General features: G+C 72.2%; 20 protein-coding genes and 1 pseudogene. 10 read left to right on the top strand and 11 right to left on the bottom strand.

Translation table 11 applies throughout. The features are described 5' to 3' along the window. Positions 1-226: 226 nt before the first annotated feature. From L1857_RS33865 to L1857_RS33855, 3 genes are read right to left on the bottom strand one after another with little or no spacing between them, the layout of a single operon-like run. Entirely contained in the window at positions 227-727 is a 501-nt protein-coding gene (locus tag L1857_RS33865) for a DUF2771 family protein (RefSeq protein ID WP_094009207.1), read from the bottom strand. A 22-nt stretch (positions 728-749) separates the two neighbouring features. Then, positions 750-2,489: an MFS transporter gene (locus L1857_RS33860; protein ID WP_094009208.1), complete on the bottom strand. Its 1,740-nt coding sequence runs from the start codon at positions 2,487-2,489 to the stop codon at positions 750-752. 41 nt (positions 2,490-2,530) lie between these two features. Further along, entirely contained in the window at positions 2,531-3,307 is a 777-nt protein-coding gene (locus tag L1857_RS33855; protein WP_116111339.1) for a glutaminyl-peptide cyclotransferase, read from the bottom strand. Positions 3,308-3,356: 49 nt separating this feature from the next. On the opposite strand from L1857_RS33855, the gene L1857_RS33850 reads away from it, so the two are divergent. Together L1857_RS33850 and L1857_RS33845 are read left to right on the top strand one after the other, a co-directional pair. Next, positions 3,357-4,178 (top strand): DUF3027 domain-containing protein, encoded by an 822-nt coding sequence (locus L1857_RS33850; protein ID WP_094009210.1) that lies wholly within the window; start codon positions 3,357-3,359, stop codon positions 4,176-4,178. Continuing rightward, positions 4,162-6,912 carry a sacsin N-terminal ATP-binding-like domain-containing protein gene (locus L1857_RS33845; RefSeq protein ID WP_249467267.1) on the top strand — a complete coding sequence of 917 codons (2,751 nt, stop codon included), beginning with the start codon at positions 4,162-4,164 and terminating at the stop codon, positions 6,910-6,912. The genes L1857_RS33850 and L1857_RS33845 overlap by 17 nt, the downstream gene beginning before the upstream one ends. 23 nt (positions 6,913-6,935) lie before the next feature. Here the strand turns inward: L1857_RS33845 and L1857_RS33840 are convergent, their stop codons facing one another. Further along, positions 6,936-7,178: a DUF2530 domain-containing protein gene (locus tag L1857_RS33840; RefSeq protein WP_094009057.1), complete on the bottom strand. Its 243-nt coding sequence runs from the start codon at positions 7,176-7,178 to the stop codon at positions 6,936-6,938. 102 nt (positions 7,179-7,280) lie between these two features. Between L1857_RS33840 and L1857_RS33835 the strand changes: the two genes are divergently transcribed. Further along, positions 7,281-8,738 carry an NCS2 family permease gene (locus L1857_RS33835; RefSeq protein ID WP_094009058.1) on the top strand — a complete coding sequence of 486 codons (1,458 nt, stop codon included), beginning with the start codon at positions 7,281-7,283 and terminating at the stop codon, positions 8,736-8,738. Here the strand turns inward: L1857_RS33835 and L1857_RS33830 are convergent. Next, complete coding sequence (locus L1857_RS33830) at positions 8,720-9,307, bottom strand: TetR/AcrR family transcriptional regulator (protein WP_116111342.1); 588 nt, start codon at positions 9,305-9,307, stop codon at positions 8,720-8,722. The two genes, L1857_RS33835 and L1857_RS33830, sit on opposite strands and share 19 nt — an antisense overlap. Before the next feature lie 69 nt (positions 9,308-9,376). Between L1857_RS33830 and L1857_RS33825 the strand changes: the two genes are divergently transcribed. The 3 genes from L1857_RS33825 (at position 9,377) to L1857_RS33815 (ending at position 11,907) form a co-directional block, all read left to right on the top strand. After that, positions 9,377-9,967, top strand: coding sequence for a dihydrofolate reductase family protein (locus L1857_RS33825; RefSeq protein ID WP_094009092.1), 591 nt, complete (start codon positions 9,377-9,379; stop codon positions 9,965-9,967). 60 nt (positions 9,968-10,027) lie between these two features. Then, entirely contained in the window at positions 10,028-10,450 is a 423-nt protein-coding gene (locus tag L1857_RS33820; protein ID WP_116111343.1) for a MarR family winged helix-turn-helix transcriptional regulator, read from the top strand. A gap of 176 nt (positions 10,451-10,626) precedes the next feature. Next, positions 10,627-11,907, top strand: coding sequence for an MFS transporter (locus L1857_RS33815; protein WP_249467535.1), 1,281 nt, complete (start codon positions 10,627-10,629; stop codon positions 11,905-11,907). Here the strand turns inward: L1857_RS33815 and L1857_RS33810 are convergent. The 5 genes from L1857_RS33810 to L1857_RS33790 all read right to left on the bottom strand — a co-directional run bounded on the left by L1857_RS33810 (position 11,861) and on the right by L1857_RS33790 (position 16,936). Further along, positions 11,861-12,847 (bottom strand): hypothetical protein, encoded by a 987-nt coding sequence (locus L1857_RS33810; RefSeq protein ID WP_116111344.1) that lies wholly within the window; start codon positions 12,845-12,847, stop codon positions 11,861-11,863. The genes L1857_RS33815 and L1857_RS33810 overlap by 47 nt on opposite strands. Before the next feature lie 174 nt (positions 12,848-13,021). Further along, positions 13,022-13,810, bottom strand: coding sequence for an arylamine N-acetyltransferase family protein (locus tag L1857_RS33805; RefSeq protein WP_116111345.1), 789 nt, complete (start codon positions 13,808-13,810; stop codon positions 13,022-13,024). Positions 13,811-13,912: 102 nt separating this feature from the next. Beyond that, positions 13,913-14,533, bottom strand: a complete 621-nt coding sequence (locus L1857_RS33800; protein WP_094009063.1) for a superoxide dismutase — start codon at positions 14,531-14,533, stop codon at positions 13,913-13,915. Between the two features lie 163 nt (positions 14,534-14,696). Then, complete coding sequence (locus L1857_RS33795) at positions 14,697-15,356, bottom strand: biliverdin-producing heme oxygenase (protein WP_116111346.1); 660 nt, start codon at positions 15,354-15,356, stop codon at positions 14,697-14,699. A gap of 77 nt (positions 15,357-15,433) precedes the next feature. Then, a complete protein-coding gene (locus L1857_RS33790) occupies positions 15,434-16,936 on the bottom strand; it encodes a glutamate-cysteine ligase family protein (protein ID WP_116111347.1) in 1,503 nt (500 codons plus the stop codon). Between the two features lie 227 nt (positions 16,937-17,163). Between L1857_RS33790 and L1857_RS33785 the strand changes: the two genes are divergently transcribed. The 3 genes and pseudogenes from L1857_RS33785 to L1857_RS33775 all read left to right on the top strand — a co-directional run bounded on the left by L1857_RS33785 (position 17,164) and on the right by L1857_RS33775 (position 18,920). Further along, entirely contained in the window at positions 17,164-17,973 is an 810-nt protein-coding gene (locus tag L1857_RS33785; RefSeq protein WP_094009066.1) for a TrmH family RNA methyltransferase, read from the top strand. 35 nt (positions 17,974-18,008) lie between these two features. Beyond that, on the top strand, positions 18,009-18,605 hold the full coding sequence (locus tag L1857_RS33780) for a DUF2537 domain-containing protein (RefSeq protein ID WP_094009067.1): 597 nt from the start codon (positions 18,009-18,011) through the stop codon (positions 18,603-18,605). After that, a pseudogene (locus L1857_RS33775) lies at positions 18,605-18,920 on the top strand (MmcQ/YjbR family DNA-binding protein). The gene L1857_RS33780 and the pseudogene L1857_RS33775 overlap by 1 nt, the downstream one beginning before the upstream one ends. Here L1857_RS33775 and L1857_RS33770 read toward each other — a convergent pair. Then, positions 18,894-19,412 carry a DUF2231 domain-containing protein gene (locus L1857_RS33770; RefSeq protein ID WP_116111352.1) on the bottom strand — a complete coding sequence of 173 codons (519 nt, stop codon included), beginning with the start codon at positions 19,410-19,412 and terminating at the stop codon, positions 18,894-18,896. The pseudogene L1857_RS33775 and the gene L1857_RS33770 sit on opposite strands and share 27 nt — an antisense overlap. Positions 19,413-19,471: 59 nt before the next feature. Here L1857_RS33770 and L1857_RS33765 point away from each other — a divergent pair, with 59 nt between their 5' ends. Beyond that, the gene (locus L1857_RS33765) at positions 19,472-19,978 is read left to right on the top strand and encodes a hypothetical protein (RefSeq protein ID WP_094009068.1); all 507 of its coding nucleotides are present in this window, start codon (positions 19,472-19,474) and stop codon (positions 19,976-19,978) included. Positions 19,979-20,236 lie beyond the last annotated feature (258 nt).

Raw genomic sequence — 20,236 nt, 5'->3', positions numbered from 1 at the left:
CACCCAGCGAAGCCGCACCCGGCAACGCAACCGGCCCCACCGCCCGAGCCACCCCTCTCCCGCAACCCGATCCCCAGCCAAATCGGTTGCCGAGCAGCGGGGTCAAGGCACGCTTTCCCGCCTTGACGCCGCTTCTCGGCAACCGAACACTGAAAGATCGGGTTCGGGAGGGGCAGATCCGGGCGTAGCGAAGCGAAGCCGGTGCCCTCAACACCCGCGTAGCGGCTCAGGCCCCAGGCTCAACCTGCAGCGACCACAAAGCCCGAGCCACCAGCTGCGGATTCCCGTTCTCGTCCAGAATGGGGTTCCCCGCCTGATCGGCCGCGTAAGCAGCGCCGAGCTGCTGCACCTCGACGACCACCAGCTGGTCGTCCGGCGCCGCGCCGGTCGCGGTGTAGGCGAGCTTGTCCCCGGGCGAGAAGAACTGCTGCTTCACCGGCTGCAGCTCGCCCTTGGCGTTGGCGTACTGGACGTTCACCAGCCAGGGCGTGTCGCCGATCTCGGACGGCACGGAGATCTGCACCGGCTTGCCCGGGCGCACCTTCAGCGTCACGGCGGCGTCCGGGTTCTCCGAGCACGACTTGAGGAGCGCGTCGCAGTTCACGATCGGTTCGGCGTTGACGGTGCGCCCGTCGCCGAAGAAGGTGACCTCGGGCGGTCCGACGTGGGCGGAGCAGCCGGTCAGCGCCAGCGCCCCGGCCGACAGCAACAGCAGAGTTCGCCGCATGGCGGAAACACTACGGGTCGGGTCACTGCACGCGGGGAGCGGCCCCGTTGCCGGTTCGCGCCGGCCTGCGGTCCCGCCGCGCGCCCAGACCGGGCAGGAGTGACGCGCCTCTCTGCAGCAGGAACGTCTGCGCCAGGCCGAGCGCGAGCAGGATCGACACCACCAGGAACCCGATCCAGTACGTCGGCGGCAGCAGCAGGCCGATCGCGCCGCCGAACACCCACGCCAGCTGCAGCACCGTCTCCGACCGGCCGAACGCCGACGCCCGCGACTCCTCCGGCAGGTCGCGCTGGATCACCGCGTCGAGGCTGATCTTCGCCAGCGCGCTCGACGTGGCGCCGACGAGACCGACGATCGCGGCCGTGACGATCCCGGACATGACGGCGGCGAGGATCGTCGAGGCGAGCGCGGCGCCCGCGCAGCCCAAGATCACCTGGCTGGGGTGCCCGAAGCTCAGCCGCGATCCGAGCGCGTTGCCGACGAACCCGCCGAGCCCGGCCGCGCCACCGATCAGGCCGAGCAGCAGCAGCTGCATGAACGGGCTCTGCCCGGTCTGCTCCGCCTGCGCCTTCACGGCGAACGCCGCGAACATCATCAGGAACCCGGTCAGCACGCGGATGGTCCCGTTGCCCCACAGGGCGAGCACCACGTCACTGCCCAGCGGCTGCCGTTTCTTCTTCTTCGCCGGGTGGGCCTTGAGCGTCGCCGGGACCTCGCCCTCGGTCACCTCGACCCACGCCGGGATCCGCATGGCCTGCACGGCACCGGCCACGCAGATCACCGCTGTGAACCACAGCGCGCCCGCCGACCCGAACAGCGAGTTCACCCCGGAGGCGATGGCACCGAACACACCACCCGCGGCGAGCCCGAACACCGTGAGCCGCGCGTTGGTCTTCGACAACGTGATGTCCGGCGGCACCACCCGCGGGGTGACCGCCGACTTGAGGACCGTGAACGACTTGGACAGCACCATCTTCCCGAGCGCGGCGGGGTAGAGGCCCCAGTCGTTGAAGTGCAGCGCCATCAGCACGGCCATCAGCACCTGGCCGACCGAGGTGAGGCACATCGCCAGGCGTCGGCCGCGCTGGATCCGGTCCAGCAGCGGGCCGATGACCGGCGCGACGAGCGCGAACGGCGCGATGGTGATCAGCAGGTACAGCGCGACCTTGCCGCGGCCCTCGCCGCTGGTGGCCGCGAAGAACAGGGTGTTGGCCAGCGCGATGGCCATCGCCGCGTCGCTGGCGTAGTTCAGCATCACCGCGTACGTCAGCGAGGTGAGACCGGACTTGTCGGCGCCGTCGGCCTTCGTCGCGCGCTGGAACATGCCGACCGCGCGGCCGCCCAGCTCGCGGCTGCGCAGCGCGGCGACGCGCGTGACGGTCAGTTTCTTCGGCATCCGGGGCAGCGGCCCGGCGGTCGCCTCGGTGCGGTGCTCCGCGGCCGGCTCCGGTTCCGGGCGCGCGGAGCCCGCGTAGCCGTCGGTGTCGTAGTGCTCGTAGAGCGGCTCGGTGCGGCGGGGCGGCGGTTCACGGCGCGGCGGTTCGCCCTGCCACGGGCGCTGCGGCGGGGGCGGGCCCTGCCGCGGCGGGAACGGCCGCGCGCCACGCGGTGGTGGCGGCGGTGTGCGGCCGCCGGCCGGGAACGCGCTCGTCGGCGCCTCGTCCGCGTTCGGGACCGCCGACGACTCCGGGTAGAAGCGCCCCTGGGCGCGCCACGGTTGCCCGGCACCCGGTGCCGGTGTCCACTTCCGTTTGCGCCGCACGCGTCAATCTTGCCGTATTGCTGGGCCGACGCGCTGGGTGATCAGGAAGCGGGGACGAATTTCACCCGGAACATCACCGGCCAGAGCTTCCCGGTGATCAAGAACTCGTCGGTGCCGGGGATCGCGGCGATGCCGTTGAGCACGTCCGCGGCCGCCGCCTGGGCCGGGGTGAGCAGCCCGGCCGCGGTGATCTGGGCGGTCACCTCGCCGGTCGCCGGGTCGATGCGCAGGATCCGGTCGGTCTTCCAGACGTTGGCGTACACCGCGCCGCCCACGCACTCCAGCTCGTTGAGCTGTGCGAACTCCTGCTCGCCGGAATGCGCGGTGACCTCGCCGGTGACCGCGAACGTCGACGGGTCGCGGAAGGTGAGCCGGTCCGAGCCGTCGCTCATCACCAGCCGTCCGCCGTCGTGGCACAGCCCCCAGCCCTCGCCGTCGTAGGACACACGCCGCAGCTCGGCGAGCGTCCGCGCGTCCCGCTCGATCGCCACGCCGTTCTGCCAGGTCAGTTGCCACAGGGTCGGGCCGGTGACGGTGATGCCCTCACCGAACAGCGGCGCGGGCAGGTCCACGCGCGTGGCCGGCGGCTGCCCGGGCGCCCCGGCCCGCACGGACGACTGCCCGACCAGCCCGGTGCTCTCGTACAGCGTGGCGCCGGAGAACTCGAGCCCCTGCGTGAACGCCGCCGGGTCGTGCGGCAGCGTCTCCAGCACCTGCACCGTTAGCTGCGCAACGGTGGCCGGCGCCCGCGGTGCCGCGGCCGCGCAGCCACCGAGTGCGACGACCGTGGCGAGGGTCAGGGTGATCAGGGTGCGCACCCCTCCACCCTGACACGGCGGCCCGAGGCGCGCGGGGCACAATTGGGGTATGACGCTGCTGCTCACCCTGGACGACGGCTCCGTGGAGCGCGCTCTCGCCGAGGCGGTCGATCTCGCGCGCGAGGCCGCGGTCGAAGAGGCGGGGGCCGAGCAGGTCGGGGCGCACGTCGGCGTGTCGCGTGAGGACGCGGTGTCGGCGAGCCACCTCTTCGAGGCCCACGTGCCCGGTTACCGCGGCTGGCGCTGGTCGGTGACGGTCGCGAACGCGGGCCCGGACACCCCGGTGACGGTGAGCGAGGTCGTGCTCGTGCCCGGCCCGGACGCCCTGATCGCCCCGCAGTGGGTGCCGTGGGAGCGCCGGGTGCGGGCCGGTGACCTCGGCGTCGGCGACATCCTCCCGCCGGACAAGGACGACCCGCGGCTGGTCCCGGCGTACCTGCGGTCCGACGACCCGGCGGTCGAGGAGGTCGCGCACGAGGCCGGGCTGGGCCGCGTGCACGTCATGTCCCGCTTCGGCCGCGAGGAGGCCGCCACGCGGTGGCACCGCGGCGAGTTCGGCCCGCGGTCGGACATGGCGCGCAGCGCGCCGGCCCACTGCGGCACCTGCGGCTTCTACCTCCCGCTCGCCGGTTCGCTGCGCGCCGCGTTCGGCGTGTGCGGCAACGAGATCGCCCCGGCCGACGGCACGGTCGTGCACGTCGAGTACGGCTGCGGCGCGCACTCCGAGGTCGAGGTCGAGGTGACCTCGTCGGTGCCGGTCGCCGAGCTGGTCTACGACGACTCGCTGCTGGACATGGAGCCGGTCGAGGAGCCGAAGACCGAGACGGGCGCCACCGCGGACGTCGAGACGGCGAGTGAGTCAGCTGAGTGATCCGTTCGGCACCGAGGCGCTGCGGGCCTCGGTGCTGCGGGCCTGGCGGGACTCGCCGACCCGGTTCACCGAAGACACCAACGCCGAGGGCGACCTGCGGACCGGCGGCTACCGCGACCGGCTGTTCGTCGAGCTGGCGCAGAACGCCGCCGACGCCGCCGCGCTCGCCGGGATCCCCGGCACGCTGCGGGTTTCCGTCGTCGGCGCCGAACTCCGGGTCGCCAACACCGGCGCGCCGCTCGACGCCGCCGGAGTCGCTTCGCTGGCTTCGCTGCGCGCGTCGGCGAAGCAGGGCGACACCGTGGGGCAGTTCGGCGTGGGCTTCGCGGCGGTGCTCGCGGTCAGCAGCGAACCGCGGGTGATCTCGCGGACCGGTGGGGTGGCCTTCTCCGAGACGCGGACCAGGGAGGCCGCCGGGCGCGACGGCGCGGTGCCGGTGCTGCGGCTGCCCTGGCCGGCGGACGAGGACCTGCCCGGCGGCTTCGACACCGAGGTCCGCCTGCCACTGCGCGACGGCGTCGACCCGGACGAGCTGCTCGCGCGCCTGACGGACGAGGCCGAGGACCTCCTGCTGTCCCTGCCGTGGCTGGCGCGGATCGAGGCGCCCGGCGCGGAGTGGGCGCGGTCCGAAGAGGACGGTGTCGTCGAGCTGACCACGCCGTCCGGCACGGTCCGCTGGCTGACCCAGGCCGGTGAGAACGTGGTCTGGGCGAAGCCGGCCGACGGGCGGCTGACCGAGGACGTGCTGCACGCGCCGACGCCCACCGACGAACGGTTGTCGTTGCCGGCCCGGCTGATCGCGACCGTGCCGCTGGAGCCGTCGCGGCGGCGGGTGCTGCCCGGCGCCGACGCCGCGCTGGCCGCGGCCGCCCGCGAGTACCCGGCGCTGGTGCGCAAGCTCGCCCCGGGGGACCGGCTGGACCTGGTGCCCGAGGCCGGTTTCCCGCTGTCCGAAGTGGACGGCAAGCTGCGCGAGCTGGTGGGGCGCCAGCTGGCGACGCAGGCGTGGCTGCCCGCGGCCGAGGGCGACGACCTGGTGCCGTCGAGCGCCCGGGTGCTGTCGGTCGAGTCGCCGCGGCTGCTGGAACTGCTCGCCGGTGTCGTGCCCGGCCTGGCCGGGATCAGCGGCTACGAGGCGGCGCAGGTCCTGGCGACCGTGGACGCCGACCGCCTGGACGTGTCCGACCTGGTCGACCTGCTGATCGGCGTGGACCGGGCCCCGGAGTGGTGGCGCGCGCTGTACGACGCCTTCCTGCCGCTGCTGGACAACCACGAGGTGACCGCAGACGAGCTGGGCGCGCTGCCGGTGCCGCTGGCGGACGGGCGGACGCTGCCCGGGCCGCGCGGCGCGGTGCTGCTCGGCGCGTCGGAGCTGCTCGACCTGCTGGCCGACGCCGAGGTGGGCGGGCTGCGGCTGGTGCACCCGGAGGCGGCGCACCCGCTGCTGGAGCGCCTCGGCGCGAAGCAGGCGGAGGCCGCCGACCTGCTCGACGCGCCCGCGCTGCGCGAGGCGGTCGAGCGCAGCCTGGCCGACGCCGAGTCCGGGTTGGACACCCGCCCGCTCGCGGAAGCCGTGCTGCGCCTGGTTTCCGAGACCTCGGCGGAGGGGCTGGGCGCGCTCGCGCTGCCGTCGGCGGACGGCTGGCGCCGGGCCGACGAGCTGGTGCTGCCGAACTCGCCGCTGCGTGAGGTCTTCGACCCGGAGGTGTTCGACGAGGACGGGCCGTTCGCGGTGCTGGACGCGGACTTCGCCGAGCAGTGGCCGGTGCGGGTGCTCACCGAACTGGGCGTGCTCGACGAGTTCCGGGTGGTGCCCGGCGAGGACGAGCTGCCGGAGATCCGCGACCTCGATCTCGTCGCGGACGACGCCTGGCCGCGGGCGCTGCGGCTGATCGCCGGGCAGCGCGAGACCTGGCAGGCGCTGACGATGCCGGACAGCCCGTCGGCGGCCTGGCTGGAGCGCAACGCGCTGCTCGCCGGTCGTCCGCCCGCCGAGTGGCGGCTGCCGGACGCGGACGGCCTGACCGGTCTCTACGACCCGGTGCCCGACGTGGGGGTGCGCCCGGACGTGCTGGCCGCCGCCGGGGTCCGGTCGGAGCTGGCCGTGCGCGACCTCGACGACGCCGCCGACCTGCTCGACCGGCTCGGCGACCCGGACCGGGAGATCCCGCCGGGCCTGATCCTGCGCGCGCACGCCGTGCTGGCCGCCGCCGACCTGGAGTGGAGCGAGCTGGACGCGCCGGAGCGGGTGCGCACGGTCGACGGGTCCGTGGTCGACGCCGAGCGGGCCGCGGTGCTCGACCTGCCCTGGCTGGGTGCGGTGTGGGCGCCGGAACGCCTGGTCGCCGCCTCGCCTGGCGCGGACGTGGCCGCGCTCGCCGAGCTGCTGGACATCCCGCTGCTGTCCGAGCACGCGGACGCCCGGGTCAGCAGCGCGGGCGAGTTCGTGCCGTGGCCGGAGATGACCGCGCTGGTCCTGGCGGCGGAGCTGCTGGGCATCCCGCTGCCCGAGGGTGGGCTCGTGGTGCACGACGAGTTGACCGTGGAGGTCGACGGAGTCAAGCGCGCCACGCCGTGGTGGGTCGAAAGTGGGACGTTTCACGGGGAACATCACGCGGAGGACTCACCCGAAGGGCTGGCCCGCGCGTTCGCCTGGGCCACCGGCCGCTGGTCGGACCGCCACCTGGTCGAAGCCGTGCTGAACGACCCCGCGACGACGACCTTCCTGCTCTAGGCCGTGTCCGTACAGGACACGCTCTAGAGGCCCGTCTGGGCGCTCCGCGAACCGCGGCGGCGGGCCCAGCGCTGCCAGCTCATGATGCCCATCCCCATCAGCCCGAGGACGCCGCCGGCCAGGCAGGTCCACATCCACACGTCCGCCGGCCCGCCGGCGCCGAACACGCGCAGCGCGCCGAGCACGACGAACCCGGTGAACCACACGAGTGTGCCGACCACGACGACCGGGTAGAGCACCACCAGTCGCTCAGGCAACTCGGGCACCGGAAGCAACGGACGTTTAACATCCCCGGCGTTGATCGGATCGGCCACGTCAGGAAGGCTACCCGCGGGTCATCGCAGGAGCAGCAGGTAAGGCAGGTTGCATTGGCTGAGCAGGGCGGCAGGACCGGGCTCGACCGGTTCTTCAAGATCACCGAACGCGGGTCGAGCGTCGGCCGCGAGGTGCGCGGCGGGCTGGTCACGTTCGTCACGATGGCCTACATCGTGGTGCTCAACCCGCTGATCATCGGCAGTTTCTCGGCGCAGGACGCGGGCGCGCACAAGGACCTGTTCGGCAACATCCTGCCGGTCCCGCAGGTGGCGGCCGTGACCGCGCTGATCGCCGGGGTGATGACGATCCTGATGGGCGTCGTGGCGAACTACCCGTTCGCGATGGCCACCGGGCTCGGCATCAACTCGCTGATCGCGGTCAGCGTCGCGCCGCAGATGAGCTGGCCGGCGGCGATGGGCCTGGTGCTGCTCAACGGCCTGATCATCCTGGTCCTGGTGCTGACCGGGGTGCGCACGATGGTGTTCCGCGCCGTGCCGCCCGCGCTGAAGGCCGCCATCGCGGTCGGCATCGGCCTGTTCATCACCCTGATCGGCCTGGTGGACGCCGGTTTCGTGCGGCGCATCCCGGACGCGGCGAACACCACCGTGCCGGTCGGGCTGGGCATCGGCGGCTCGATCGCGAGCTGGCCGACGCTGGTGTTCGTGATCGGGCTGCTGATCACCGGCATCCTGGTCGCCAGGCGCGTGCGCGGCGCGATCCTGATCGGCGTCCTGGTGACGACCGTGATCGCGATCGTCCTGGAGGCGATCGTCAAGGCCGGCCCGGCCGGCGGCACCAACCCCAAGGGCTGGAACCTCGGCTACCCCGCGCTGCCCGACCAGATCGCCGGGCTGCCCGACTTGTCGCTGATCGGCGAGGTCAACTTCGACGCGTGGGTGCAGGTCCCGGCGATCACCGCCGCGCTGATCGTGTTCACGCTGATCCTGACCGACTTCTTCGACACCATCGGCACGATGACCGGCCTCGGCAAGGAGGCCGGGCTGCTCCGCCGCGACGGCGAACTGCCGAACACCGGCAAGGCCCTGTTCGTGGACAGCCTCGGCGCGGTCGCCGGTGGCGTCGGTTCGGCCAGCTCGAACACCGTGTACGTGGAGTCGGCGGCCGGCATCGCGGAGGGCGCGCGGACCGGCCTGGCGAACGTGGTCACCGGGCTGCTGTTCCTCGCCGCGATGTTCTTCACCCCGCTGTACGAGGTGATCCCCGTCGAGGCCGCGGCGCCGGCGCTGGTGATCGTCGGCGCGCTGATGATCAGCCAGGTCCGCGAGATCGACTTCACCGACTTCCGGATCGCGCTGCCCGCGTTCCTGACGATCGTCGTCATGCCCTTCACCTACTCGATCACCAACGGGATCGGCGTCGGGTTCATCTCCTACGTGCTGATCCAGGTCGTCACCGGCGGCGCGCGGAAGGTGCACCCGCTGCTGTGGATCATCGCCGTGGCGTTCGTGGCCTACTTCGGCGTGGGGCCGATTCAGGAGGCGCTCGGCTGAGCCACCAGCCGCTCGACCGCGGCGACGACGAGCTGGTCGCGCTCGGCCTCGCCGAACACGTCCGGCAGGGTGAGCTGCTCGACGATGAGCCAGTTGAGGGCGAGGATCAGCAGCCGCACCGCGGTCGCGTCACCGGGCAGCCCGGACTGCTCGTGGTAGGTGACGTTCGCCTCGACGTCCGCGCGCACGCGTTCGGTCAGCAGCTCCCGCAACCGGGGGCGGCGGGTGGCCTCCAGGCGTAGTTCGAGCAGCGCGAGGTAGCCGCTGCGGAAGGCGCTGATCCGGCCCACCAGCTCGCGCATCAGCTCGGTGTAGGTCGCCCGGTCCCGGGGCGCGGTCCGCTGCCGTTCGATCGTCGCCGCGTCGGGCTGCAGACGCTCGTACACCCGTTGCGCGGTCTGGTACAGCAGGTCGTCGCGGTTGGGGAAGTAGTTGGACGCCGTGCCGGCCGGCACGGCGGCTTCCACATCGACGGCGCGATAGGTGAGGCCGCGGACGCCTTCCCGGGCCAGCACCTCGATCGCGGCGTCCAGCAGAGCCGCCCGCCGTTCGTCGTTCCTGCGCACCATTGACACCACTCCAGTTGTAGTACTACGGTCGTAACCACTACGGACAGAGTACTACGAATGGAGCACTTCATGCGAGAGCTGGTCTACTACGTGGGCGTGAGCATCGACGGCCGGATCGCCGGCCCGGGCGGCGAGTACGACTTCTACCCCCAGGGCGACGAGGCGCAGGTCGCGGCGTACATGGCGTGGATGAACGAGTCCTACCCGGAGACCGTCCCGACGATGATGAGAGCGGCGTTCGGCCTGGAGAACGCGCCCAACCGGCGGTTCGACACCGTCGTGATGGGGCTCGGCACCTACCGCCCCGGTCTGGACCAGGGGTTCACCAGTCCCTACGCGCACCTGCGCCAGTACGTCGTCTCCAGCACCCTCGGTCCGAGCCCGGATCCGGCCGTGACGGTGGTCGGCGGCGACCCGCTCGGCCTGGTCCGCTCGCTCAAGCAGGAGGAGGGCAAGGACATCTGGCTGTGCGGCGGCGGCAAGCTGGCCGGCGCGGTGTGGCCGGAGGTCGGCCGGATGGTGATCAAGAGCTACCCCGTCGTGGCCGGCGCGGGGATCCCGGTGGTGGACGGGAAGTTCGACCCGACACCGTTCGCGGTCACCGACCGGAAGGCGTTCGACAACGGCGTGGTGGTCACCTGGTTCGAGCGCCGGAGCTGATGCGACCGATTTCACCGGGTCGTCCTGTTGATCGTGAGGTATGCTAACTATGTGTCCGATATGCGGGAGCCTGCCCTGGCGAGCCGGTTGCGTCTCGCGGTGGTGCGGCTGAACCGCAAGCTCCGGGCGCAGCGCACCGACGAGAACGTCTCGCTCACGCAGCTGGCGGCGTTGTCCACGCTGCACAAGTGCGGACCGCTCACGCCGGGCAAGCTCGCGGCGAAGGAAGGCGTCCAGCCGCCGTCGATGACCCGGGTCATCGCGGCGCTGGAGGACTTCGGGTACGTGGCGCGCAGCCCGCACCCGACGGACGGGCGGCAGTCGATCGTCGCCCTGACCGAGCGGGGCCGGGCGTTCGTCGGGGAGACGATCTCGGTGCGCGAGGCCTGGCTGGACCGGAAGCTGGCAGAACTGAGCGGCGACGAGCGGGAAGTGCTCGCCCGCGCCGCCGAGATCATCGACAGGATGGCGGGGAACGAATAACGGTGGGGCTCAACACGGGTACTGACGGACAGTCCGAACTGACGAACACAGCTACCCGGGGCCAGGCACCACCCGCCGACCGCACCGCGTGCACCGCACCGTCCGGCCGGATGCGGCCCAAGCCGGCCGCCGCCCCCGCCGAAGAGCCCGAGGAACGGGCTCAGCCGAAGGCGAGCATGTTCGCGTCGCTGCGGGTGCGCAACTACCGGCTGTTCTTCTCCGGCCAGATCATCTCCAACATCGGCACCTGGATGCAGCGAATCGCGCAGGACTGGCTGGTGTTCCAGCTGTCCGGGAACAACCCGGTGGCGCTGGGGATCGCGGTGGCGCTGCAGTTCCTGCCGACGCTGATGCTGTCCCTGTGGGCCGGTGTGCTCGCCGACCGGGTGGACAAGCGCAAGCTGTGCATCGCCATCCAGAGCGGCATCGGGGTGCAGGCGCTGGTCCTCGGGCTGCTCGACGTGTCCGGGGTGGTGACCCTGTGGCAGGTCTACGTCCTGTGCTTCGTGCTGGGCATCTTCAGCTCGCTGGACGTGCCGGCGCGGCAGTCGTTCGTCGCCGAGATGGTGGGGCGCAAGCAGATCACGAACGCGGTCGCGCTGAACTCGTCGGTGTTCAACATGGCCCGCATCGTCGGGCCCGCCATCGCCGGGTTCGCGATCACGTGGGTCGGCACGGGCTGGATGTTCCTGGCGAACGCGGTCAGCACGCTGGCCGTGATCACCGGGCTGTTGCTGATGGACCCGGACAAGCTGTTCCGCGGCCCGGCCGTCGCCCGCGCGAAGGGGCAGTTGCGCGAGGGACTGGCGTACGTGCGCGGGCGGTCGGACCTGGTTTCGCTGATGGTGCTGGTGTTCTTCGTCAGCACGTTCGGCATCACGTTCTTCACGTCGCTGGCGATCGTGGCGGGCAACGTGTTCGCCACGCAGGCCGACGGCTACGGGCTGCTGTCCACGCTGCTGGCGGTCGGGACGTTCACGGGTTCGCTGATGGCCGCGCGGCGCGGGGCGCGGGGGCGGCCGCGGGTGCGGCTGCTGCTGATCGCGGCGTTCAGCCTGGGCGCGGTGGAGTTCGTCGCCGGGTTCATGCCGACCTACCTGGCGTTCGGCATCGCGCTGATCCCGCTCGGGTTCGCCACGATCACGTTCCTGAACACGGCGAACTCGCTCGTGCAGACCTCGGTGAGCCCGGAGATGCGCGGCCGCGTGATGGGGCTCTACGTGCTGGTGCTGATCGGCGGCAACCCGATCGGCGGCCCGATGGTGGGGTGGATGGCCGACACCTTCGGCGGCCGGTCCCCGTTCTTGATCGGCGGCGTGATCTCCGCGGTGGCGGCCGTGGTGTGCGCGGCGGTGCTGGCTCGGCGGGGCGGGATGACGCGCCCGGTGCGGCTGGCCGGCCTACGGGTGCTCAGCGGCCGAGGAGCGCGGGCAGCACGGTCTCCGCGAGTGCCCTGAGGTCCCGGCCCGTTCCGGTGAACGTCAGTTCCTGGCTGGAGTCGTCCTCGAGCTTCACCGCCACCACGTCGTCGGTGATCAGGGCCGGGCGGCCGGCCAGCGTGTCCGGGTACGCGCGCGGCGTCACGTCGTCGCTCAGCGCCGCCTGGACCGTGCGCACCGTGCAGCGGCCGTCGAACCTCGGCTTCGCCGTGGACGGGCTCGTGCTCATCGCCTTCGCCAGCTGCGTGCACAGCTGCCAGGACACCACCGGCCACGGCGCGTCCTGGATGCCGTAGCCCGGCACCGGCTCGGTCGCCCGCATCGCGATCACGCCCTCGCGGCCCTGCGCGGGCAGGTCCGGGCCGGGCGCCATGGTCGCGTCGATGACGTCCCGCGCGATCGAGATGGCGAGGTCGTCCAGCGTGAGGCCCGGGCGGGCGACGGCGTACCGGGTGATGTCGACGCGCAGGAACGGGTGCACCTCGGCGCTGGGCGCGTCGTCGACCAGGTGGACGTTGAGCCGCGCGTTGACGGTGCCGCTCGACTCGACCTCGGCGGCCCGCCCGGACACCGTCACCGACTGCGGCGACCGCAGCGTGGCCGGCGCGTTGTCCAGTCGCAGGCCGACGTCGAGGCTGCCGGTGACCAGGTGGCACACGTTCCCGCGGACCTCGCGCAGCGTCGTGCCGCCGAGCACCGCCTCCCACCGCTGCTCGGACAGGGCCTGGCACAGCACGTGGCCGGCGCTGCCCGCGGGCAGCGCGGCGAGCATCTCCCCGGTCGGCATCGGCACGCGGCGCGGCAGCTCGCCGTCCCGGCTGGGCCAGACGGCGGGCAGCCCGGGGGCGGGCGGCGGCGCGTCGCTGCCCTGCGACCACAGGTAGCCGGCCGCGCCGGCGACGGACGCGAAGGACAGCAGGACGCCGAGCACGACCGCGATCACTGTCGACGACTTCACGCCCCGAACGCTATCCGGTGACCGAGCGAGTTCGATCAGTGATCCCCTGAACGTTGGACAACTGTCCGGGACCACACGGACGGGTGGTCGAAAGATCGTCCTCGACCGCCCCTTGCGGCGACTGGTGAAGTTAGGCTAACCTAAGGCTTGTCCGCTTCGTGGTGGGAGCGGCAGTCAGTTCGGGAACGGGCGGAGCCCCGGCGCCGGAAAGGATCCCAGCGCCGGGGCTTCGTTCATGTCGATCCCGAAGTGCACCCGGTACGCCTCGACCTTCTCGGCGTCGCTCAGCTCGCGCTCGGCCCGCTTGCCGTCGACCGTCTCGATCAGCTTGTCGCCCGCCAGGGTGATCCGGCCGGACGGCGTCGAGATCGTGGTCAGCACGTTCTGCGTGAAGTGCGACTCCGGCGAGGTGGCCTGCCACCAGCAGGTCGGGCCGAAGTCGGCCAGTTCCCGCGGCCGCTTCTCCAGCCGGTAGGCCGGCTCGCCGTTCAGCCGCACCTCGATGTCCCCGTCCGGCGCGTCCAGCACCAGGAACTCGCCTTCCGGGTCGGACTGCGGCTCGCTCGCCGCCAGCCGCAGCGGGTGGCGGGCGAAGCGGCCGAAGCCCACGTCGGCCAGCCACGGCTCGTCCAGGTCCACGTGCAGCGCCAGGTGGTCGAACGGCGCGCCCCACCGCCCGCCGCCGAACACGCGGGCGCCCAGCAGGGTGACCCGGTAGCCGAGCTCGCGGAGCAACGCCGCGAACAGGCCGTTCAGCTCGTAGCAGAAACCGCCCCGGCGGCGCCGCACGACCTTGTCGAACAACGCGTCCTCGTCGAGCACGATCCGCTCGGGCAGGTGCACGCTCAGGTTCTCGAACGGCACGGTCAGCAGGTGGGCCTCGTGCAGGTCCCGCAGCGCCGCCGCGGTGGGCGCGGCCGGCCGGTCGGCCCCGATGCGGGCCAGGTACGCGTCGACATCCATGTGGTCAGCGTGCACCCTCCACTGTGGTCGAGGTCAAGCGGGAAAAAAAGAAGGGCCCTGTCCGCGCGGGTGCGCGGCAGGACCCCTCGATCGGGCCGACGCTCAGAGGAGCAGGCCGTTGCCGCCGGAGACGGCGTTGTCGAAACGCTTGCTGATCTCCGCCCAGTTGTAGACGTTCCACAGCGCCTTGACGTAGTCCGCCTTGACGTTCTTGTAGTCGAGGTAGAAGGCGTGCTCCCACACGTCGACCAGCAGGATCGGCACGGTCGGCAGGATGAGGTTGTTGTGGTGGTCACGCAGCTGCTGCGTGATCAGCGTCTTGCCCACCGGGTCCCACGACAGGGCGGCCCAGCCGTTGCCCTGGATCGTCGTGGCGACCGCGTTGAACTGCGCCTGGAACTTGTCGAACGAACCGAACGCCTCGTCGATCGCCGAGGCCAGCTCGCCGGTCGGCTTGTCGCCGCCTTCGGGGGACAGGATCTTCCACCACACCACGTGGTTGGCGTGCCCGGCCAGGTTGAACGCCAGCGTGGTCTCCAGGCCGACGATCGAGCCGAAGTCGCCCTTGTCCCGAGCCTCGGCGAGCTTGTCCAGGGTGTCGTTGGCGCCCTTGACGTAGGTCGCGTGGTGCTTGCTGTGGTGCAGCTCGTTGATCTGACCCGAGATGTGCGGGGCGAGCGCGCCGTAGTCGTAGTCGAGGTCAGGAAGCTCGTAGCGGGCCATCAGCCCTCCTTCTTGTCTGACGCAGAGTCCCTTGCGGTATCAAAACCTAGTCCTCGCGCGCGCGGGAAGCTAACTGGGGAGCCGCTGTCCGCACTGCGGGAACCGGTCATGTCGCAAGCCTGCAATCTCCAGCTAGATGGAGGTCAACGGGGTGTGCGGATGATCACTGGGCCAGCTCGTCGAGCACCGCGATGTTGAACTCGAACGCCACCAGCGTCTCGGTGACGATGCGCTCGCGCTCGGCACCGGTCCACGGGGTGTCGTCGAGCAGCGCCTTGTACCGCTTCCGGAACGCGGGGACGTTGTCGATGTCGTCGAAGTGGTAGAACATCGCGCCCGGCCCCTCGACGCCGTGGGCCTTCGCCAGCAGCTTCCGCACGGCCTGGCCGCCGGCGAGGTCGCCGAGGTAGCGGGTGTAGTGGTGGGCGACGTAGCCACCGGCCCAGTCGAAGGCCACCGAGCGGATGCGCCGCACGTAGTCCTCGGTCGCCGGGACCGGCGTGACGCGGTCCCGCCACCGCTGCCCGTAGAGGAACTCCAGGTCGACCGCCAGCGCGGGTACGCGGCGCAGCTCGTCGAACACGAACCGGCCGCCGACCGGGTCGCGGCGCATGGCGTCCGCGGCCTCCTCGATCGCCTGGTAGATGAACCAGTACTGGGCGGCCAGCCGCGCGTACTCGCTCAGGTCCAGGTCGCCGCCGAACAGCTCGCGCATGTACCGGGAGTGGTGCGCCCGGTCGTGCGCGCGCCGGGTCGACTCCCTCAGGGTGGTCGAGAACGGGGTCTGGGTCAGGTCCGAGTCAACCGCGAGGGGAGCCGCCATGAGTGGCACTGTAAGCGAGATCGGTCACTTAGGCTACCCTAACAAGTCCGGATTGACCCGAACAGAGCCGCCGGTGATCACTCGGTGTCCACCGGCCAGGTGTGCACGGCCTCGCCGCCGCGGCCCAGCTCGAGGTAGCGGCCCAGCATCGTGTTCAGCGCCGTGTCCCGGTCGGCGCCGCGGTCCTCCGCCTCGGTGACCGTCGCCCGCTGCCACCACGCTCCGTTGCGGCGGGTCAGGCAGCGCTGCTCGATGACGCCGAGGTAGCGGTCGATGGCCGCCTCGGACACGTCGGCGCTGCGCAGCCCCTCGACCGCGAGCGGCAGCAGCACGCGCAGCACCAGTTCGTCCGGCGGCACCCAGCCCTGGCCCGGCCAGTACAGCTGGGCGTCGAACCCGTTGCGCGCGCCGGCGTAGAGGTTCTCCTCGGCGGCCTGGAACGACATCTGTGTCCACACCGGACGCTCCGCCTCGGCGAGCGCCCGTTGCGCGCCGTAGAAGAACGCCGCGTTGGCCATCATGTCGAGCACGGTGGGCCCGGCGGGCAGGACGCGGTTCTCCACGCGCAGGTGCGGTTTGCCGTCCACCACGTCGTACACCGGGCGGTTCCAGCGCCACACCGTCCCGTTGTGCAGCATCAGCTCGGTGAGCTTCGGCGCCTGCCCGGCCTCCAGCGCGTCCAGCGGGTCTTCGCTGTCGGTCTCCGGCAGCAGGCCCGGGAAGTAGCGGACGTTCTCCTCGAACAGGTCGAAGATCGAGGTGATCCACCGCTCGCCGAACCACACCCGCGGTCGCACGCCCTGGTTGCGCAGCTCCTCCGGCCGGGTGTCGGTGGCCTGCAGGAACAGCGGGATGCGGGTCTCGTGCCACAGCGCCTTGCCGAGCAGGAACGGCGAGTTCGCGCCGATGGCCACCTGCACACCGGCCAGGCACTGCGCGGCGTTCCAGTGGGTGGCGAACTCCTCCGGCGCGACCTGGACGTGCAGCTGCACCGACGTGCACGCGGCCTCGGGCAGGATCGACTCGGAGTAGGTGCGCAACCGCTCCGGGTTGTGCCCGCCGAGCGGGGCGCCGTCCATGGACAGCGTCATGTTCTCCCCGCGGGCGGCGAAGATCTGGTCGTTGAGCAGGGTGTAGCGGGTGTTGTTGGTGATCCACTTCTGGTCGAAGTGGTCCGGCGTGAGCGTCGGCAGGATGCCGATCACGGCCAGCCGCGCGCCGGCCGCGGTCGCGTTCCGGTCGGCCTCGCCCAGGTAGCCGATCAGGTCGTGCTCCAGCTCGATCGCGGACTTCCCGGCGAGCGGGCGCGGCGGCACGTTCAGTTCGATGTTGTGCTGCGACAGTTCCGTGGTGAAGGACTCGCTGTCCAGCGCCTCCAGCACCGCGCTGTTGGACATGGACGGTCGCAGCTCGTCGTCCACGAGGTTCAGCTCGACCTCGAGTCCGATGTGTCTTCGCGGGAACGAGAAGCCGTCGTCGGCGAGCATCCGGGCCAGGGTGTCCAGGCACCGCTGGAGCTTGTGCCGGTACCGCGCCCGGTCCCGGGAGCTGAAGCTGTCCGCCGACACGTCCTTGCCCATGCCATCCCTGCTCTTGGTCCTCGGCCGCGGCGGTGGAGATCGCCCCGGCACCCCGGCCGACAACGGTCGCACACCGTCGGCACACGGTCATCGGCCAAATCGGTGGCGCCGCCGTGACGCGCCCGACTTCCGCCGGTGCTGGTCCGTTCGGCCCAGTGGTACTCAGCACGTTCGGAGCACCCACCCCGACGACGGAGGATCTACCCCGAAGCCGCAGACTTCATGCCGTGGCGCAGATCGTGCGAACCGAAGACGAGGGTGATCCCAGGCTCGACGACTTCCGGGACCTCTCCACGGCCGACCGGCGACCGGACCGGCCCGGCGGGCGCGGCCTGGTGATCGCCGAGGGAACCGTGGTGGTCCGGCGCCTGCTCGCGTCAGCCTACCCGCCGCGGGCGCTGCTGGGGGTCGAGCGGCGGATCGCGGAGCTCGCGCCCGAGCTCGCGGACGTGCCGGTGCCGGCGTACGTGACCTCGGCCGAGGTGATGGCGAAGGTCGTCGGGTTCCACCTCAACCGCGGGGTGCTCGCCGTGGCCGACCGCGCGCCGCAGCCGGACGCCGACGAGATCCTGGCGCGGGCCCGCGTGATCGCGATCCTGGAGGGCGTCGGCGACCACGAGAACATCGGCGCGCTGTTCCGCAACGCGGCCGCGCTCGGGGTGGACGGGGTGCTGCTGGGCGCCGGCTGCGCGGACCCGCTGTACCGGCGGAGCGTGCGGGTGTCGATGGGCAACGTGCTGCGGGTGCCGTTCGCCGCGCTGACGCCGTGGCCGTCCGGGCTGGAGCGGGTGCGGGCGGCCGGGTTCCGGGTGGCGGCGCTGACGCCGCGGGCGGACTCGCGGACGCTGCGCGAGGTGGCCGCCGGTGGCGGCCGCACGGCCCTGCTGCTCGGGTCCGAGGGGCCCGGGCTGACCGCGGAGGCGCTGGCGAGCGCCGATGTCGCGGTGCGGATCCCGATGAGCGAGGGCGTCGACTCGCTCAATGTGGCCACGGCCGCGGCGGTGGCGTTCTACGAGCTCGCCGCGGCGGTAAATTGACGACGTCCTGGCGTGACGGCCGGAAAGGTGCATGCGTGGAATTGCGGGTCCGCGGCGACCGCGCCGTGCTGAAGGGGCACGGCGACGTGTACACGCGCGAAATCGACCCCCACAGCCTCGCGCTGGGCGTCGACCTCGCCGACGCGCTGCACGAGTGGGCGCAGGTGGCGGCCGCGCTGCGGCGGTCGTCGAGCGACCCGGCCGAGGCCGCGACCGTGGTGTCCCGGCGCGGGCAGCAGCTGGCGTCGCGGGTGGCCGCGGTGATGGGGACGCCGGTGCACTACGTCGACCCGGTGACCGGCGAGCAGATGGTCGTCCCGCCACCACCGCCGGCCGAGACGCCGCGGCGGCTGTTCGCCGGGGTCGGGGACGAGCCGACGCCGTGGGCGACCGGGCTGGTGGTCGCCGGGTTCGTGGCGGCCGTGGTGATCGTCGCGATGATGGCGCTGGCGATCGCGCTGGCCGCGGAGACCGCCGGGTGGCTGGTGCTGGTCGCGGCGGTCGTGGTGACCGCCGGGATCGCGCCGTCGTTGTGGCTGGCGCGGAAGCTGCCGATCATCCGGTGGGTCGCGCTGGGGGCGGCCGCCGGGATCGTGCTGTCCTGGTTCGGCGTGCTGGCCGTCGTGTTCTGATGGACCCGATCGAGCCGCTGCGCGAGATCTGCCTGGCCCTGCCGGAGGTCTCGGAGCGGCTCAGCCACGGGGAGCCGGCCTGGTTCGTCCGGAGCCGGAAGAGTTTCGTGATGTACGCGGACCACCACCACGACGACCGGGTGGCGTTCTGGTGCGCCGCGCCGTCGGGGGTGCAGGAGGAGATGGTGTCGGCCGAGCCGGACCGGTTCTTCCGGCCGCCCTACGTCGGGCACCGCGGTCGAGGTGCGGGCCATTGTCCGGGAGGCCTACCGGACGGTGGCGCCGAAGTCACTGGTCGCCCGGCTGGAGGGCTGACCAGCGGCCCACGCCCGCGCCCTGCGCGTAGGACAGGTGCCCACCGAGCGCGCCGCCGGCGCTGAGCGCGACCAGCCCGGCCGCGGTCCAGAAGCGGGCGTTCCGGCGGCTGGTGCGGTTGGCGGCGAGGAAGCACCCGGCGGCGAGGGTGTTGGTGAGCGCGTGGACGGCCCCGACGCGCCGCTGGTCCCGGTCGAGGCCGGAGAACTCGGCGAGCCCGGTGAGGACCGTCGGCGCGGTGGCGGCCAGGCCGATCGACACCAGGCGCCGGGCGGCTTCGGGCTGGCCGGACAGGTCGAGCACCGCGGCGGACACCCAGGCCCCGATCGGCAGGGTGACCAGCAGCGGGTGCACGGGGTGGCCGAGCCACGCGCCGCGCAGCAGGCGGTCGGCGGCGCCGCGGCCGATGACCTTGCGCAGCCCGCGGGCCACCGCGGTCGCCGCGGGGTCGACGGCGCGGAGGGACTCGGCGGCTTCCAGGATTCGTTTCACCACGGTTCTGTACCCCGCGGCCGCGATTCGATTCGGGTGGGGCGGGTAGCCGTGGCCGCATGTGGGCACGAGCGGTAGCGCAGGGTGCGGTCGCCGGGCTGGCGGGCGTGCTGGCGATGACGGCGGCGGAGAAGGTCGAGCAGCGGTTCACCGGACGGCCGGACTCGTACGTGCCGGGGCGGACCCTGTCGCGGCTGGCCGGCCTGCCGGACCGGCCGCGGCGGTCGGTGAACCTGGCGATGCACTTCGGGCAGGGCGTGCTGCTCGGCGCGCTGCGCGGCGTGATGGCGACGGCCGGGCTGCGGGGCCCGTGGGCCTCGGCGATGTTCTGGGCGGTGCGGCTGACGAACGACCAGACGCTGGAGAACGCGACCGGCGTGGGGGCGCCGCCGTGGACGTGGCCGCGCCGGGAGCTGGTGATCGACCTGGCGCACAAGGGCGTCTACGCGGCGGGGACCGGGCTGGTGGCCGATTGGCTGGCGTCGCGGTACGGGGAGGGGCCGGGGCAGCGGCACGCGTCGCTGGCCCCGGGGCGGCGGTCCGGGGTGGGGCCGGTGGCGCGGTGAGGGTGCTTCGTCTGCCCTGCGTCACCTCTAAAGATCAAAAGATGTCCTCGCCGGACGGGCAGGCTCCGGGATGACCAAGGGGTGCCTCGTCTCGTCTTGGCGAGGTGGTCGCTGGGTGGTCATCCCGTCGCCTTCCGGTTTGTGTGTATCACCTTGAGCCAGGGCCGCAAGGTTGGCATGTCATCTCGCGTGAGCGGGGATGTTGCGGCCCTGGCTCAAGGTGATCGTTCCGGTGTCAGGCGACGGGATGACCACCCA

Source organism: Amycolatopsis thermalba (genome assembly GCF_023376025.1).
GTDB classification, from domain to species: Bacteria; Actinomycetota; Actinomycetes; order Mycobacteriales; family Pseudonocardiaceae; genus Amycolatopsis_E; species Amycolatopsis_E thermalba.
This window is presented reverse-complemented; position numbering and strand designations above follow the sequence as displayed.

Excerpts from the sequence above, each read along its gene's own strand:
- L1857_RS33765 (WP_094009068.1), top strand. The coding sequence starts at position 19,472 with ATGTGGGCACGAGCGGTAGCGCAGGGTGCGGTCGCCGGGCTGGCGGGC.
- L1857_RS33800 (WP_094009063.1), bottom strand. The coding sequence starts at position 14,533 with ATGGCCCGCTACGAGCTTCCTGACCTCGACTACGACTACGGCGCGCTC.
- L1857_RS33825 (WP_094009092.1), top strand. The coding sequence starts at position 9,377 with ATGCGAGAGCTGGTCTACTACGTGGGCGTGAGCATCGACGGCCGGATC.
- L1857_RS33850 (WP_094009210.1), top strand. The coding sequence starts at position 3,357 with ATGACGCTGCTGCTCACCCTGGACGACGGCTCCGTGGAGCGCGCTCTC.
- L1857_RS33865 (WP_094009207.1), bottom strand. The coding sequence starts at position 727 with ATGCGGCGAACTCTGCTGTTGCTGTCGGCCGGGGCGCTGGCGCTGACC.
- L1857_RS33830 (WP_116111342.1), bottom strand. The coding sequence starts at position 9,307 with ATGGTGCGCAGGAACGACGAACGGCGGGCGGCTCTGCTGGACGCCGCG.
- L1857_RS33820 (WP_116111343.1), top strand. The coding sequence starts at position 10,028 with ATGCGGGAGCCTGCCCTGGCGAGCCGGTTGCGTCTCGCGGTGGTGCGG.
- L1857_RS33790 (WP_116111347.1), bottom strand. The coding sequence starts at position 16,936 with ATGGGCAAGGACGTGTCGGCGGACAGCTTCAGCTCCCGGGACCGGGCG.
- L1857_RS33795 (WP_116111346.1), bottom strand. The coding sequence starts at position 15,356 with ATGGCGGCTCCCCTCGCGGTTGACTCGGACCTGACCCAGACCCCGTTC.
- L1857_RS33805 (WP_116111345.1), bottom strand. The coding sequence starts at position 13,810 with ATGGATGTCGACGCGTACCTGGCCCGCATCGGGGCCGACCGGCCGGCC.
- L1857_RS33815 (WP_249467535.1), top strand. The coding sequence starts at position 10,627 with ATGTTCGCGTCGCTGCGGGTGCGCAACTACCGGCTGTTCTTCTCCGGC.